This is a genomic window from Streptomyces sp. NPDC014864 (genome assembly GCF_043081525.1).
Lineage (GTDB): Bacteria > Actinomycetota > Actinomycetes > Streptomycetales > Streptomycetaceae > Streptomyces.
The window spans coordinates 59,546-74,989 of record NZ_JBIBWT010000005.1; the positions used below are offsets into that span (position 1 = coordinate 59,546).

At 73.6% G+C, this 15,444-nt stretch carries 14 protein-coding genes; 5 read left to right on the plus strand and 9 right to left on the minus strand.

What is annotated here, in order from left to right; all coding sequences use genetic code 11:
• Positions 1-104: 104 nt before the first annotated feature.
• Positions 105-1,508, plus strand: a complete 1,404-nt coding sequence (locus ACF1A5_RS10755; protein WP_392192492.1) for a nucleobase:cation symporter-2 family protein — start codon at positions 105-107, stop codon at positions 1,506-1,508.
• Positions 1,509-1,520: 12 nt separating this feature from the next.
• Here the strand turns inward: ACF1A5_RS10755 and ACF1A5_RS10760 are convergent, their stop codons facing one another.
• The 6 genes from ACF1A5_RS10760 to ACF1A5_RS10785 all read right to left on the minus strand — a co-directional run bounded on the left by ACF1A5_RS10760 (position 1,521) and on the right by ACF1A5_RS10785 (position 5,871).
• Positions 1,521-2,132 carry a 3'-5' exoribonuclease domain-containing protein gene (locus ACF1A5_RS10760; protein WP_392192493.1) on the minus strand — a complete coding sequence of 204 codons (612 nt, stop codon included), beginning with the start codon at positions 2,130-2,132 and terminating at the stop codon, positions 1,521-1,523.
• A 66-nt stretch (positions 2,133-2,198) separates the two neighbouring features.
• Positions 2,199-2,513 (minus strand): hypothetical protein, encoded by a 315-nt coding sequence (locus ACF1A5_RS10765; RefSeq protein WP_392192494.1) that lies wholly within the window; start codon positions 2,511-2,513, stop codon positions 2,199-2,201.
• A gap of 153 nt (positions 2,514-2,666) precedes the next feature.
• A complete protein-coding gene (locus ACF1A5_RS10770; RefSeq protein ID WP_392192495.1) occupies positions 2,667-3,089 on the minus strand; it encodes an acyl-CoA thioesterase in 423 nt (140 codons plus the stop codon).
• 73 nt (positions 3,090-3,162) lie between these two features.
• Entirely contained in the window at positions 3,163-3,789 is a 627-nt protein-coding gene (locus ACF1A5_RS10775) for a hypothetical protein (RefSeq protein WP_392192496.1), read from the minus strand.
• A gap of 135 nt (positions 3,790-3,924) precedes the next feature.
• Positions 3,925-4,530, minus strand: a complete 606-nt coding sequence (locus ACF1A5_RS10780) for a histidine phosphatase family protein (protein WP_392192497.1) — start codon at positions 4,528-4,530, stop codon at positions 3,925-3,927.
• A 132-nt stretch (positions 4,531-4,662) separates the two neighbouring features.
• Positions 4,663-5,871, minus strand: a complete 1,209-nt coding sequence (locus tag ACF1A5_RS10785) for a pyridoxal phosphate-dependent aminotransferase (protein WP_392192498.1) — start codon at positions 5,869-5,871, stop codon at positions 4,663-4,665.
• An 87-nt stretch (positions 5,872-5,958) separates the two neighbouring features.
• Here ACF1A5_RS10785 and ACF1A5_RS10790 point away from each other — a divergent pair, with 87 nt between their 5' ends.
• Positions 5,959-6,585 carry a winged helix-turn-helix transcriptional regulator gene (locus ACF1A5_RS10790; protein ID WP_392192499.1) on the plus strand — a complete coding sequence of 209 codons (627 nt, stop codon included), beginning with the start codon at positions 5,959-5,961 and terminating at the stop codon, positions 6,583-6,585.
• A 192-nt stretch (positions 6,586-6,777) separates the two neighbouring features.
• Here the strand turns inward: ACF1A5_RS10790 and ACF1A5_RS10795 are convergent, their stop codons facing one another.
• Genes ACF1A5_RS10795 through ACF1A5_RS10805 form a run of 3 tightly spaced genes read right to left on the minus strand, consistent with a single transcriptional unit; the run spans position 6,778 to position 10,508 of the window.
• Positions 6,778-7,581 carry a hypothetical protein gene (locus ACF1A5_RS10795; protein WP_392192500.1) on the minus strand — a complete coding sequence of 268 codons (804 nt, stop codon included), beginning with the start codon at positions 7,579-7,581 and terminating at the stop codon, positions 6,778-6,780.
• Positions 7,581-8,846: a VWA domain-containing protein gene (locus ACF1A5_RS10800; RefSeq protein ID WP_392192501.1), complete on the minus strand. Its 1,266-nt coding sequence runs from the start codon at positions 8,844-8,846 to the stop codon at positions 7,581-7,583. Before ACF1A5_RS10800 ends, ACF1A5_RS10795 begins: the two co-directional genes overlap by 1 nt.
• Before the next feature lie 9 nt (positions 8,847-8,855).
• Complete coding sequence (locus ACF1A5_RS10805) at positions 8,856-10,508, minus strand: IucA/IucC family protein (RefSeq protein WP_392192502.1); 1,653 nt, start codon at positions 10,506-10,508, stop codon at positions 8,856-8,858.
• Between the two features lie 93 nt (positions 10,509-10,601).
• On the opposite strand from ACF1A5_RS10805, the gene ACF1A5_RS10810 reads away from it, so the two are divergent.
• From ACF1A5_RS10810 to ACF1A5_RS10820, 3 genes are all read left to right on the plus strand, one after another.
• A complete protein-coding gene (locus ACF1A5_RS10810; protein ID WP_392192780.1) occupies positions 10,602-12,104 on the plus strand; it encodes an IucA/IucC family protein in 1,503 nt (500 codons plus the stop codon).
• A gap of 264 nt (positions 12,105-12,368) precedes the next feature.
• Positions 12,369-13,787 carry an aldehyde dehydrogenase family protein gene (locus ACF1A5_RS10815; protein ID WP_392192503.1) on the plus strand — a complete coding sequence of 473 codons (1,419 nt, stop codon included), beginning with the start codon at positions 12,369-12,371 and terminating at the stop codon, positions 13,785-13,787.
• Between the two features lie 43 nt (positions 13,788-13,830).
• The gene (locus ACF1A5_RS10820; RefSeq protein ID WP_392192504.1) at positions 13,831-15,390 is read left to right on the plus strand and encodes a GMC family oxidoreductase; all 1,560 of its coding nucleotides are present in this window, start codon (positions 13,831-13,833) and stop codon (positions 15,388-15,390) included.
• Positions 15,391-15,444 lie beyond the last annotated feature (54 nt).

Below are 15,444 nucleotides of genomic sequence, written 5' to 3' on the forward strand. Positions count from 1 at the left end.
CCGGGGCCCTCCCAGGGCCCCACCCCCGGTCCCGCACGACCGTCGCACCACCTCCCTGAAACCCGCGTCGGAGCCGACGCGCAACCGACCGGAGGAGAGCCGCCGTGTCCGCCCACCCTGTTGACGAGACCTTCGTGGTCGACGGGATCCACCCCGTCGACGAGAAACTCCCCGCCCTGAAGATGGTGACCAGCGGTCTGCAGCACGTGGCCGCCATGTACGCGGGAGTCGTCGCCCCGCCCCTGATCGTCGGCGCGGCCATAGGCCTGTCCGGCACCGAACTCACCTTCCTCACCGGCGCCTGCCTGTTCACCGCGGGCCTCGCGACCTTCCTGCAGACGCTGGGCATCTGGAAGATCGGCGCCCGGCTGCCCTTCGTCAACGGAGTCACCTTCGCCGGTGTCGCCCCCATGACCGCCGTCGTCGCCTCCACCGAGGACAAGTCCGACGCCCTTCCGATCATCTTCGGCGCGGTGATCGTGGCGGGACTCCTCGGCTTCCTCGCCGCCCCCGTCTTCTGCAAGGCGGTCCGCTTCTTCCCGCCCGTCGTCACCGGCACGGTGATCACCCTCATCGGCGTCTCCCTGCTGCCGGTCGCCTTCGGCTGGGCCCAGGGGCCGAACCCCGCCGCCGACGACTACGGTTCGACCACCTACCTCGCCCTCGCGGGCATCACCCTCGTCCTCGTCCTGCTGCTGCGCCGCTTCACCCGTGGTTTCGTCAAGCAGATCGCCGTCCTGCTCGGCCTGGTCGCCGGCACCCTGGTCGCCGTCCCGTTCGGCGTCACGGACTTCGGGCCGGTGGCGGACGCGCGGCTCGTCGGCTTCCCGACGCCCTTCCACTTCGGTGCCCCGCAGTTCCACATCGCCGCCGTCCTGTCGATGTGCGTCGTGATGGTCGTCTCCATGACCGAGTCCACGGCCGACATGCTGGCGCTGGGCGAGATCGTGGAACGCCCGGCGGACGAGAGGACGATCGCCGCGGGCCTGCGCGCCGACACCCTCGGCTCCGCGCTCAGCCCGCTGTTCAACGGCTTCATGTGCAGCGCCTTCGCACAGAACATCGGCCTCGTCGCCATGACCCGCGTCCGCAGCCGCTTCGTCGTGGCCTTCGGCGGCGGCTTCCTGGTGCTGATGGGGCTGTGCCCGATGGCCGCCTCGCTCATCGCCGTCGTGCCGCGCCCGGTGCTCGGGGGCGCGGGCGTCGTCCTGTTCGGCTCGGTGGCGGCGAGCGGCATCCAGACCCTCGTACGGGCCGGACTCGACCGGGACAACAACGTCCTGATCGTCGCCGTCTCCCTCGCCGTCGGCATCATCCCCATCACCGCGCCGGGGTTCTACCACGCCTTCCCCGAGACCGCGCGGATCGTCCTGGACTCGGGCATCTCGACCGGCTGCGTGACCGCGGTCCTGCTCAACCTGGTCCTCAACCACCTGGGCAAGGGGCGGGAGGCCCGGGACGTGACCCATCCGATGGAGGCGGGGGAGGAGATCGCGGCGGTGCACTGAGCGGGGACGACGTCAGCCGGCGTCCGGGGCGGGCCCCGGACCCGGCCACGCCATGAGGTTGGCGAACAGCTCCGCCTGCTCCACGGCGTCGTCGAGGGCGTGGTGCGTGTGCCTGCGGCGGGAGAGCAGACCGCGCGGCATCGTGCCCTTGGCGACGGCCCGCAGCGGCAGGCCCGCCTTCACGGCGTACAGCGTCTTCATGTCCAGGCACCCGGAGTGCCCGAAGGGGCTCGTCCCGGTGAAGCGGATCAGGTACCAGTACAGGAACATCCAGTCGAACGCCGCCGGATAGCCGCACATCACCGGCTGCGCCCCCGCGCTCACCTCGCGCACCCAGTCGGTGAACTCGGTGAGCGCGGCCGCCGGCTCGGCCCCCTCCCGGCCGAGCCGCTCCCGGTCCAGGCCGCTGACAGCCAGCGCCTCGGGCACGAACTCCGTACTGATCGGACGCAGTTCGCGGTAGAAGGTGTGCCGGGTCGGATCGGCGGCCGTGAAGCCGTCCGCGTCCTGCGTCCCCGCGACCGCGGCGCCGAGGCTCAGCATCGAGTACGGACCGGGGATGGGCCCGTCCGCCTCGATGTCGACGGAGATGCAGAGGCTGGGTCTGGTACGTCGTACGGCCATGGACCGGAAGCATCGCAGGCCGCCGGGGCGGAACGCATCCGGTTTCGGCGCGTCCCGCCCGGGCGGTCACTCGCCGGGGGCGAGAGCGCGCGCGAGGACGCGGGCCGCGTCGGCGATCAGCGCGTTGTCCACCGGCGCGTCCCGGGCGGACTTCGACGACAGCACGGTCAGCACGAGCGGTGTCCTCCCGTACACGCCCAACCGGGCGGCATACCGTCGTTCCAGGTCACGCAACTCGGCTTCGGCACGCCGTGGTTCCCCGGGGCCGCCCGCGGGTGCGGCCGAGGCGGCCGCCGCCGAGGCGGGAACGACCACGGCGGCCGAGGCGGCCAGGCCGGCCTTGAACAGGCCGCGTCGCGGCAGAGGGGTGGCGCTGGTCATGCGCGGTTCTCCCTTTGGTCCGTCGTCAGTGGGGTCCGGCTCAGGTGGGGCGCTCTCCTCCCTCCGCACCACGAGATCGGCGCGGCGGCCCGCCGAGCCCTCGAGGCCCCGCGGCGGGGGCGGCACCGCCACCCGTCCGCCCACGGCCCGCGACTACAGCCCGAACAGGCCCGGGTCGGCGGCGAGTTCCTTGAAGTGCTCCCGCGGGTCGGGCACCAGTTTCCTGGCCTTCAGGTCCAGCAGGCCGCCGACACCCGTGATCTCGGCGGCGACCGTGCCGTCGGTCCTGCGGATCGTCTGCTCGATGCGGAAGGTCTTGCCGCCGCCCCACTCGAACGCGCACGTCACGTCCACCTCGTCGCCGGCGAGGAGTTCCCGCCGGTAGCGGATGGTCGTCTCCAGGGCCACCGGGCCGATGCCCCGGGCGACGAGTCCGGCCTGGCTGATGCCGGCCGCCCGCAACAGCGACCAGCGGGCGTGTTCCGCGTAGTTGAGGTACACCGCCTGGTTGAGGTGCCCCTGTGTGTCGGTCTCGTACCCGCGGACGGTCACCCGGACGGAAAACGGCACGCTCATGCTGGACCTTCTCCCCTGTGCGGTTCGGTGGGCTCCGGCCCCCGATCCTGGCATGTCCGCCACGGCATGTCCGTCACACCCTGCGGGGCGAGGCCAGCAGATAGCGCCGTCGCGTCCGCGGCTCGGTGTACTCGCCCGCCTGCCACCCCGCCCGCTCCAGCGTGGCCGCGCAGGCCCGCAGCGCCGCGGGGTCCGGCTCGTACACCGCGACCGCCTCCGGCTGCGGGGTCGCCCGCACCCGGTATCCGTCGCCGTCCGGGCCCGCAGGACGGTGCCCGTCCGCCTCCAGGGCCAGCGCGGCGGCCTGCACCAGATGCGCACGCTCCCAGCCGCAGGGGCGGTCCGTGACGCCGTGCGGATCGGTCATCCGGCGCAGTTCGAGCAGTCCCTCCCACGCGCTGCGCACCTCCCGGGCCCGGGCGGGCCCGGCGCCGTCGGGCTTCTCCTCGCCGCCGACGCGCGCGGAGAACACGCCGGCGGGCGCGGGTGCCTCCACGGGGGCGGGGGCCTGCGGCTCCGCCTCGCGCGCACGATGTCCCGCCGGGGTCAGGAAGTGGTCGTGCGGCGGGCGCGGGTGCCGGAAGGCGAGGCCCCGGCGCACCAGGGCCGCGAGCTGCGCCTGCGTGCCACTGAGCCGTCCGGTCACGGGGTCGGCGGCGTCGATGACCCGGCGCTGCGCGGCGGTCGGCGGTCGTGTCACGGCGTCCTCCTCCCCGTCCGGCCGGTGCACGGTGTGGTCGACGGCCTTCCGGCGCCGCGGTCGGGCACGCGGTCGGCCACTTCGAAGACTACGACGGGGGTACGACAGTCCGGCCCGCGCCGGCCGTCCGCCCGCTCACGCGGGGCCGCCGGGCCGGATGTTCCAGCCCGCGACCACCGGCCGACCGTGCTCCGTGCCCAGCCGGCACACCGTGCCCGTGGCCAACTGGAACAGCGCGCCCGCGGCGGGCTCCAGGCCGAGCCGCCGGGCGGTGAGCACCCGCAGGAAGTGCCCGTGCGCCACCAGCAGGACGATGCCCTCGGTGTTGGCGAGCGCGGCGTCCACCTTGGCGAGCATCCGGTCGGCCCGCTCCCCGACCTGCTCGGGCGTCTCCCCGGGGTGCTCCGGCGGCCCCGGGGCGACGCCGTCGGTGAACAGGAACCAGCCGGGCCGGGTGCGCTGGATGTCGGGGGTCGTCACGCCCTCGTAGCCGCCGTAGTCCCACTCCCGCAGGTCCGCGTCGACGCGGGCGTCCTGGACCCCGATCAGCTGGGCGGTCTCCCGGGCCCGCTGCGCAGGGCTGACGAACGCGGCACCGATCCGGTGGGAGCGGACCAGCGGCACCAGCCGGCGTGCCTCCTCCCGGCCGTGCTCGGTCAGCGGGACGTCCGTCCGGCCGGTGTGCCGCCCGGAACGGGACCACTCGGTCTCCCCGTGCCGGACGAGAAAGAGATCACCCACGTCGCGCCCTTCCTCCCGTGCCCGTCGGCACGGTGTCCCATTGTCGCCGTACCTCTGTACCGAAGCATCCGGGACGGCCGTCCGCTACTGGCGGTACCCGCCGAGGAAGCGGCCGATACGGCCGATCGCCCGTTACTGGCGGTACCCGCCGAGGAAGCGGCCGATACGGCCGATCGCCGCCTCCAGGTCCTCGGCGTGCGGCAGGGTGAGGATGCGGAAGTGGTCCGGTGCCGGCCAGTTGAAGCCCGTGCCCTGGACGACCTGGATCTTCTCGCGCAGCAGCAGGTCCAGGACGAATTTCTCGTCGTCGTGGATCCGGTGCACCTTGGGGTCCAGGCGGGGGAAGGCGTACAGCGCGCCCTTGGGCTTCACGCACGACACACCGGGGATCTCGTTGAGCTTCTCCCAGGCCACGTCGCGCTGTTCGCGCAGCCTCCCGCCCGGCGCGGTGAGCTCGCGGACGGACTGGCGGCCGCCGAGCGCGGCCTGGATGGCGTACTGGGCGGGCGCGTTGGCGCACAGGCGCATGGAGGCCAGCATGGTCAGGCCCTCCAGGTAGTCCTTCGCGTGCTGCCTCGGGCCGGTGACGACCAGCCAGCCCGAGCGGAAGCCCGCCACCCGGTACGTCTTCGACAGGCCGCAGAAGGTGAGGACCACCAGGTCGGGGGCGAGGGCCGCCGTCGAGTGGTGCACGGCGTCGTCGTAGAGGATCTGGTCGTAGATCTCGTCGGCGAACACCATCAGACCGTGGCGGCGGGCGAGGTCGAGGATGCCCTCCAGGATCTCCTTGGGGTAGACCGCGCCGGTCGGGTTGTTCGGGTTGATGATCACGACGGCCTTGGTGCGGTCGGTGATCTTCGAGGCCATGTCGTCGAGGTCGGGGTACCAGTCGGCCTGCTCGTCGCACAGGTAGTGGACCGCCTTGCCGCCGGCCAGGGTGGTCACGGCCGTCCAGAGCGGGAAGTCGGGGGCCGGAATGAGGATTTCGTCGCCGTCCTCGACCAGTGCCTGCACCGCCATCGACACCAGTTCGGAGACGCCGTTGCCCAGGAACACGTCGTCGACGTCCACCTCCAGGCCGAGGGTCTGGTAGCGCTGGGCGACGGCCCGGCGGGCGGAGAGCACACCGCGCGAGTCGGTGTAGCCGTGCGCCCGCGGCAGCATCCGGATCATGTCCTGGAGGATCTCCTCCGGCGCCTCGAAGCCGAAGAGCGCGGGGTTGCCGGTGTTGAGCCGCAGCACGCTGTGCCCGGCCTCCTCCAGCGCGTCGGCGTGCTCGATGACCGGGCCGCGGATCTCGTAACAGACCTCGCTGAGTTTGCTCGACTGCCGGAATTCCATGGGCCGCTTCCCCTCCGGTGACTGGTGTTGCTTGGTTTTACCAAGTGCGAGCTTGGAAAGTCCAACAACATCGCTAGACTGCGCCGCATGTCACCTCGCCGCAGCTACGACCAGTACTGTTCCGCCGCCCGCGCGCTCGACGTCGTCGGTGACCGCTGGACCCTGCTGATCGTCCGCGAACTCCTGGCCGGCCCGCGCCGCTACACGGACCTGCACGCCGACCTGCCGGGCGTGAGCACCGACATGCTCGCCTCCCGGCTGAAGGACATGGAGCGCGACGGCCTGACGACCCGCCGCCGGCTGCCGCCCCCGGGTGCCGCCTACGTCTACGAACTCACGGCGCGTGGGCGTGCGTTGCTGCCCGTACTCCAGGCGCTCGGGACGTGGGGGGAGGCCGAGCTGGGCGAGCGGCGGCCCACCGACGCGGTGCGCGCCCACTGGTTCGCGCTGCCCCTGCTGCGCGGGCTGCCGGGGGAGGGGCTCGTCGAGGTCCGGCTGGAGGAGGGGACCTTCCACCTCCACGCCGGTGCCCAGGACGGCCCGGTCTACGGGGACGGCCCCGCGCCGACGGAACCGGACGCCCGGCTGGTCCTCGACTCCGCCACCTGCGCGGCCATCGGCCGCGGGGAGACGAACCTGCCGGAGGCGGTCCGGGCCGGACGCGTGTCGGTGACCGGGGACGGCCTGCCCGCCAAGGCGCTGCGCGAGGCGTGACGCGCCCCCTCAGCCGTGAGGGGGGCGCGGTGCTTGAGCGCGGTACGCGGTGCGTGAGCGCAGGATGCGGGGTGAGGCGGTGAGCGCACGGGTCGCAGGCGCGGCCGAGGGGGCGAGCGGCAGGGCAGGCCGCCGCGGGGGCAGCGAAGAAGGCCCGCCGGGTGGCGGGCCTTCCATGGGGCCAGGGGGAGATCAGGCGCCCGGGGGCACCTGGGAGGGCCGTCCCGATCCGCGGGTCAGCGCGTAGCCGCCGACCCCGGCGAGCGCGGCCAGTGCCCCGCCGATCGCCGTCCACACCCACCGGTCGGACCACCAGCCGGAGGACCAGCCGTCGTCCGGCTTCACGGCGGACAGCACCGCCGACCTCGCCGAACCGTCCTCGTCGTCGGCGGACTTGACCGCGATCCCGGGGACGAGCGGCTTCGCCAGGGAGCCGTCCACCGCGGCCGCGCCGCCGATGTCCGCGGAGTCGGCCCGCACCTCGGCGCGGACCGGCAGACCCAGGTCGGAGGACTGCAGCCCGACCACCGTCAGCCGGACGTAGTACGTGCCCGGCAGCGGGTCGTTCGCCCACGGTTCCGACCAGGCGCGCACCGTGCGCAGCACGCAGGCCAGCTCCACGGAGGCCGTGCCCGGGGCGGCGGTGCGGGTCTGGGCGCCGTACTGGCAGGACTGACGGCGGCGCAGACCGTCGTACACGTCGATCTGCCAGGTCTGCGCGGTGTGCGTGTCCGGCAGCTTGACCGTGGCCTTCACGGTGGGGCGCTGTCCGGCGTCCGCGGGGAAGGACCAGTACAGGTAGTCGCCGGTGGAACCGGTCGCGGTGGCCTGCTGCCCCTGCTCGATCTCGGTCGCCGTACGGAACGACGTGCCCGCCTCGGTCGGCGCACCGCCGTCGCCGGAGGGGCTCGCCGAGGGGGAGGAGTCGGCCGCCGCGGGGCCCGCGGCCAGCCCGAGGGCCAGCAGGGCGGTGCTCAACACACGGGTGATACGCATCAGTTCGTCCTCCAGACCGCGACCCGCCAGCGCGAGAGCCAGCCCCACAGCAGACCCGCGACGAAGCCGGCCAATACCAGTACGCCGAGCAGCCACCAGCCGCGGCCGAGGCCGAAGGCGGCCACGTCGCTCGCCGGGTCCGGGCCGTCCACCACGTCGACGGTCAGCTCCAGCGGCAGACCCGGTGTGGTCTTCACCCCGGCGCCCGGCGAGAAGGAGTTGGTCACCTGCAGACACACGGTCTCGGCGGGTGCGTTGTCGTCGTCGCTGTCCTGCTTCGGATAGCGCAGCCCCGTGGAGATCACATCGGTACGGCCGTTGCCCGCGCTCTCGCCGCGCACGATCTCCCGGCCGTGCACGGTCACCGCCCGCAGCAGCACCCCGTAGTCCGGGTTCACGGCCCGGTCGGCCGCCACGCTCACCGAAGTGCGCAGCTCCTGGCCCGGGTTCACGTCCACCCGGTACCAGCGCTGCTGCCCGAACTCCTCGCGGTCGGTGTAGAGACCGGACTTCAGCGAGGGGGCGTTCGCGCACGCGCCGGCGCCCTCGGTGGCGACCGGCGTCACCACCGGATCGGCCGCCCGCTCCACCAACTGACCCACGCGGTCGGAGAGTTCCTCCTTGTGCCGCACGGAGGTGTAGGTGCCGCCGGTCGCGTCCGCGATGCAGCTGAGCTGGTCGCGGGTCTTGGCGTCCGGCACCAGGCCGAGGGTGTCGATGGTCAGGCCGATGCCCTTGGCGGCGATCTCGCGGGCCACCTCGCACGGGTCCAGCGGCTGGCAGGTGTCCTCGCCGTCGCTGATCAGGACGATGCGGCGGGTGCCGTCACCGCCGTCGAGGTCCGTGGCCGCCTTCAGCAGCGCGGGACCGATCGGCGTCCAGCCGGTCGGCGCCAGCGTCGCGACCGCCGTCTTCGCCCCGGTGCGGTCGAGCGGGCCGACCGGATAGAGCTGCGCGGTGTCCTTGCAGCCCGTCTTCCGGTCGTTGCCGCGGTAGTTGGCGCCGAGGGTGCGTATGCCGAGCTGGACCTCCTCGGGCGTGGCGTCGAGCACCTCGTTGAACGCCTGCTTCGCCGCGGCCATCCGCGACCCGCCGTCGATGTCCCGCGCGCGCATGGAACCGCTGACGTCCAGGACGAGTTCGACCTTAGGGGCGGCCTTGCCGTCCGGCTCGCCGGCCGTCGCCGCCGTGGGGAAGGCCAACCCGGCCGTCAGGGCGGCGAGCAGAGCACATACCCCTGCCGCCAGCCGTTGTCTTGTGATCATCGGCGGATCTTATTGACCGGACCTCCCGGGCTCCAAAACGAGCGGGTTGGGCAGCGCCGCCCACAGGTCGCCGGGCGTCCCGGGGGACAGCCGCATCAGCGTCAACGCCTTCGCGGGCAGTGGCTGTTCGCACAGCGCCACCAGGTCCGGGGTGCGCGGCAGATCCCGTACGGCCGTCTCCAGGGCCGCCCGCAGGGCCGGGCCCGAGCCCGCCGTGCCCGCCAGCGCCCCCGCCACCAGCGACCCGAACAGCTTGCGCCGCAGGGCGGTCGGATCGTCGGTGAGGATCCGGCCGGGCAGCCCGGACACCCCGATGCCGTGCCGGGCCAGCCGGGCGGGACCGACGCGGATGTCGGCGAGGTCGCGGTAGACCAGGCGCAGCGGCGCGCCCGAGGAGGACAGCACCACGAGGAGGTTCTGGCCGTGCGCCTCCAGGGCCACGCCCAGCTCCAGCAGCCGCAGGCCGACGGTCAGTGCCAGGCGCGTGAAGTCGGACAGCCAGAGGGGGGACTCGGGCAGGCCGGTGGTCGCCAGCGCCGCCACCGGCAGCACGTGCTCCCCGGCGGACGCGTACCGGCGGGGCGACTCGCGCCACTGCGCCGCCAGGTCGGGGGAGTGGGCGGTGGCCGCGGCGAGCGTGCGGGTGACGTGCAGCAGGCCGCCGCTGCGCGCGGCCAGTTCCTCGCCGAAGGCCGACAGGCCGGCCGAGGCGGCGACCGAGGCGACGGAGATGTCCCGCACCGACGACGTCAGCCGGGCGGTCAGCGCGGTCTTGACGTGCGGGCCGCCGGGAACCGCCAGGGTGCGCAGCGACATCAGCGGGTGCGCCGCGAACCCGCCGTCTCCGCGACCGCGCTCGAGCACATGCGCCGCCTGCCAGGGATGCACCGGGACCAGCAACCGCCCGCCGTCGCGCAGGTCCTTGGGCCAGACCCCGGTCACCAGGCACTCCGCAGCCGGCACCGGCACCAGTCCCAGCTCCACCACCGGCCCGTGCTCCGGCGCGTACGCGAGCTGCTCGGCGACCGAGAAACCGGGCCTGGAGCGGCAGTTGGGGTGGAAGGGATGCCCGTCGACCACCCGCTGCTCCCACTCCCAGTCCTCGACCGGCCACTCCTTCGGGTGAGCCTCGCCCCCGGGCTCGCGCCCGTGCTCGCCCCCGACGTGGCCCCCGCCCCCGACCTCGTGTCCGGCCCCGTCCCCGCCCCCGACCTCGTGTCCGGCCCCGCCCCCGACCTCGTGTCCGGTCCCGGTGCCGGCAGCCCGGCCGGCCCGGGACAGCGCCAACGACGCCACGCTGTGCCCGAGTTCGGCGGCCAGCGCCGTACCGTGCGGCACCCGCAGGACCGTCATGAGACGGGCCGGATCCTCGTACACCTCCCCGCCCAGGCGTACGGCGGTGACGTACGCGCCGGTGGCGTACGGGTCCGCCGCCGGTCCGCGCAGCCGGCGGCCGTCGGACAACCACAGGACCATCCCCTCCCGCGCGGTCTCGCGCCGCGTGATCCACGGCAGCGGCTCGTGGGCCAGTGCGCGCCACAGCCGGGACAGCACGGCGGCCCGGGCACCGGGCAGCTCCGCCGCGTACCGTGGCAGGAGACCGGGGCGGGCGGCGGCCAGCTCCTCGGCGACCTCGTCCTCGGCGGTGGGAAAGCGGTGCACGGTCGGGCTCCTCGGGTCCGGATCGGGCGTCACGGTAGCGGGCTCCGGACAGACATACTGATCACCCTCGCACCGTCTGGACGTATGGAACGAATGGAACGCGTGGAGCTCATGCCCCCCAGCGCCGACGTCGGAGCGCGCGCCGACGCCTACGCGGCCGCGCCCCTGCTGAACTGCCTGATCCGGGAGGTGGCGCAGCCGCGCCCGGACCGGGCGGGACGGCGGGTGTACCGGCTGCCGGGCGGGGGCCGGCTGCTGCGGGTGCGCGGCGGACGGCGGCCCGCCGAACCCGAGGTGTACACCGAGGGCGCCTGGCACCGCGTCGGCCACACCGAACTGGTGAAACTGGTGGCCGAGGAGCTGCGCCGGCACACCGGCCTGTCCAACGACGAACTGCCCGCAGAGATGATCGACAGCCGGGACGCGGTGGCGGCACTGCTCGCCGCCCGCGACCGGACGCCGCCGCCCGGCGACCCGTACCAGCGCTCCGAGCAGGCCCTCGTCACCGGCCATCCCTATCACCCCGCGCCCAAGGCCCGGGGCGGCGGCCCGGTCGTCTCCTGGCTGCCGTACGCGCCCGAGGCGCACGCGAGCTTCCCGCTGGTGCTGCTCGGCGTGCGCGAGGACGCCGTCGTCGAGGAGGGCGACACCTCGGCCCTGGACGCCCTCGGTCAGGCCCCGCCCGGCTACCGGCTGCTGCCCGCGCACCCCTGGCAGCTCGACCTCGTCGGCCGTGAACTCGACGCCGCCTTCGCGGACGGCCGCCTCGTCCGGCTGGGCAGCACCGGTTTCGGCACCTGGCCGACGGCGGCCGTGCGCACGGTGTACGCCCCCGACCTGGACCTCTTCCTGAAGTTCAGCCTCGATGTGCGCATCACCAACGACGTGCGCCGGTTGTGGCGGCACGACCTGGTGAGGCTGTGCCGCACCGACACCGCCGTGACGCGCGCCTTCGCCGAGCTGGACGGCCCCGCGGCCTGGCTGAGCGACCGCGGCCACCGCACGGCCGCCTTCGCCCACGAGGAGCTGGCGGTGCTGGTCCGTGACGGGGTGCGCGGGCACGTCCGGCCCGGCGCGACCCCGCTGCTGGCCGCCGCTCTCGCCGAGGGCTTCGACGGCAGCCCGCTCGACGGCCCGGCGGATCCGGCGCGGTGGTGGGAGGCGTATCTGCGCCAGGTCGTGCCGCCCGTCCTGACGGTGTTCGCCCGCCACGGCGTCGTCCTGGAGGCGCATCTGCAGAACTCGCTGATCGCGGTCGACAGCGGCGGAACGCCCGTGCAGGCGCTCTTCCGGGACGCGGAGGGCGTGAAGCTGCTGCCGGAGGTGTCCCGGGAGGCCGGGTGGGAGCGGCTGGTGTACTGCCTGGTCGTCAACCACCTCGCCGAGATCGCCGCCGCCCTCGTCGAACGCCACCGCGGCCTCGACCCGTGGTCCGCCGCCCGCCGGGAGCTGGCCCGGCACGATCTGCCCGAGATCCCCCGCCTGCTGACGTCCCCCACCCTCCCCGGAAAGACGAACCTGCTGCTGCGCTGGATGGGCGCGGCCGGCGCCGACGCCCGCTACCTGCCGCTGCCGAACCCGCTGGTCAGCAGGTGAATCCCGGCCGAGGGGCACGGCGAGACCGCCGGATCCGCACGGGGGCCCACGGCCGGCGACGGCTGACGGGACGCGGGGCAGGCTCCGTCTCCGGCCCGCTGAGGGCTCCGTCTTCGGCGCGCTGCCCCTCCCGCAGCCGGGCGGATGTGCAGACGCACAATCGGGCGGGCCGATCCGGCTTCACCGCTCCATCGACCCCGCCGTGACGGCTCACGCACACTGCCCCGGAAACATCCGGCTGACAGGTGGCAAGGGAGCGCAGGCATGAAGGCATACGGCGGGCACTTCATCGACGGGCAGTGGACGCAGGCGCCGAACCCCGAGGCGATCGAGGTCGTCAACCCCGCGGACGAAAAGGTGATCGGCTCGGTCGTGGCCGGTACGCCCGAGGACGTCGACCGGGCGGTGCGCGCCGCCGCCCGGGCGTTCGAGACGTGGTCCCAGGCCTCCCCCCAGGTCCGTGCGGACTATCTGACGCGGATCCACCAGGCGCTGGAGGAGCGCGCGGAGGACATCGCGCGCCTGGTGGCGAGCGAGGTCGGTACCCCCGTCCAGGAGAGCCGGGTCCTGCAGTCGGGACTGCCCGTCTTCACCTTCGGACACGCCGCCGAGCTGGCATCCGGCTTCGACTTCGGGCCCGAGGAGATCGGCAACTCCCACGTCGTCCGCGAGCCCGTCGGGGTCGTCGGCTGCATCACGCCGTGGAACTTTCCGCTCCACCAGGTCTCGCTGAAGGTGGCGCTCGCGCTGGCCGCGGGCTGCACCGTCGTGCTCAAGCCGTCCGAGGTGGCCCCCCTGTCCGCGATGCTGCTGGCGGAGATCACCGAGTCGGTGGGGCTGCCCGCCGGAGTGTTCAACGTGGTCACCGGATACGGTCCGGTGGTGGGCGAGGCACTGGTGGACCACCCCGACGTGGCGATGGTCTCCTTCACCGGATCGACCCGGGCCGGCCGCCGGGTGGCGGCGCTCGCGGCGGGGACCGTCAAGAAGGTGGCGCTCGAACTCGGCGGCAAGTCACCCAACATCATCCTGGACGACGCCGACCTCCGGGCCGCGGTCACCGACGGAGTGGCCAAGTGCTACCTCAATTCCGGCCAGACCTGTATCGCCCTCACCCGCATGCTGGTTCCCCGTGACAAGCTCGTGGAGGCCGGGCGGATCGCCGCCGAGGCGGCGCGCGGGTACCGCGTCGGAGACCCCCAGAACGAGGAGACGCAGATCGGTCCCATGGTCTCCGACGTCCAGCTCAAGCGGGTCCGCGACTACATCGCGACCGGGATCGCCGAGGGCGCCACCCTGCTCACCGGCGGCCCCGACGCCCCGCACGACGGGCCCGGCTACTTCGTCGCCCCCACCGTCTTCACCGACGTCACCAACGACATGACCATCGCCCGCGAGGAGATCTTCGGGCCCGTGCTGTCGATCCTTCCCTACGACACCGAGGAGGAGGCCGTCGCCATCGCCAACGACACGCCCTACGGTCTCGCCGGCGCCGTGTGGTCCGGTGACCCCGAGCGGGCGCGGACCGTCGCCCGGCGGATCCGGGCCGGAATGGTCGACGTGAACGGCGGCGCCTTCAACCCCCTCGCCCCGTTCGGCGGTTACAAGCAGTCGGGCGTCGGCCGGGAGGCCGGACGCCTGGGCTTCGAGGAGTTCCTGGAGACCAAGGCCATCCAGCACTGACCGCCCGTCGGCCGCCGGCCCCCGGCGCCGGAGAGGACACCTCATGTACGACTACATCATCGTGGGCGCGGGTTCCGCGGGCTGTGTGCTCGCCGCCCGGCTCAGCGAGGACCCGGACGTACGCGTCCTGCTCGTGGAGGCCGGACCGGCCGACGACGCGCAGGAGATCCACGTTCCGGCCGCGTTCGCCAAGCTGTTCCGCAGCAAGTACGACTGGGACTACCTCACCGAACCCGAACCGGGCCTGGGAGACCGGCGGCGCTATCTGCCGCGTGGCCGGATGCTCGGCGGGTCCTCCTCGATGAACGCCATGATCTACATCCGCGGCAACCGCCGGGACTACGACTCCTGGGCCGCCGCCGGAGCCAAGGGCTGGGGCTGGGACGACGTCCTGCCGTACTTCCTGCGCTCGGAGGACCACCACGGCGGCGCCTCCGAGTGGCACGGCGCCGGCGGCCCGCTCCCGGTCAGCCCCGGACGCTCCCGCAGCCCCCTCGTCGACGCCTTCGTGGCGGCGGCGCGGCAGGCGGGCCACGAGTTCAACCCCGACTTCAACGGGCCCGGGCAGGACGGTGTCGGTTACTACGAGCTGACCCAGCGTGGGGGCCTGCGGTGCAGTACGGCCACCGCCTACCTGAAGCCGGCGCGAGAACGCTCCAACCTGTCCGTGCTCACCGGGGCGCAGTGCACCAGGATCCTCTTCGACGCGGAACGGGCCGTCGGTGTCGAGGTGGACCGGGAGGGGACGACGCAGGAGCTCCGGTGCGAGCGTGAGGTCGTCCTCTCGGCGGGCGCGTACAACTCGCCGCAGCTGCTCATGCTCTCCGGGATCGGCGTCGCCGACGAACTCACCACCCTCGGCATCACTCCCAGAGTGGACCTGCCGGTGGGCGAGAACCTCCAGGACCATCCGCACCTGGCCGTCGTCCACCTCACCGACACCGAGTCCCTGCTCACCGCGGAGACCCCGGAGAACCTGCGGCTGCTGGAGACCGAGGGCCGCGGGCCCCTCACCTCGAATGCCGGCGAGGGCGGCGGGTTCTTCCGGACCACCGACGGTCTCGACGCCCCGGACGTGCAGATCCACGCCGTACCGGCGATGTTCCACCAGGAGGGGCTGGGAGCGGCCACCGACCACGCCTTCCACGTCGGCGCGGTGCTGCTCGCTCCCACCAGCCGGGGAAAGGTCCTGTTGCGTTCGGCGCTGCCCAGCGCGAAGCCGCGCATCCTGCACAACTACCTGGCCACCGAGGAGGACCGGGCGACGGCGGTCCGCGCGCTGCGGCTGGTGCTGGACATCGTCGGGCGGCCCGCCCTGCGGGCGCACCGCAGAGCCGACTTCCTGACGCCGGCGTCCGACAGCGAGGCCGACCTCCTGGCGTACGCGCGGCGCGAGCTGCAGACCCTCTACCACCCCACGAGCACCTGCGCGATCGGCCCGGTGGTCGACCACGAGCTGCGCGTGCACGGTGTGGCGGGGCTTCGGGTGGTCGACGCCTCCGTCATGCCGACCGTCGTGCGGGGCAACACCAACGCGCCGACGATCATGATCGCGGAGCGGGCGGCCGACCTCATCCGCGGCACGGCGGCCGCCGGCGTCTGAGGCCGGCGGCCTCTCGCCACCGCCACGTCGCGTGGCTACCCTGCCAGTGGCCCG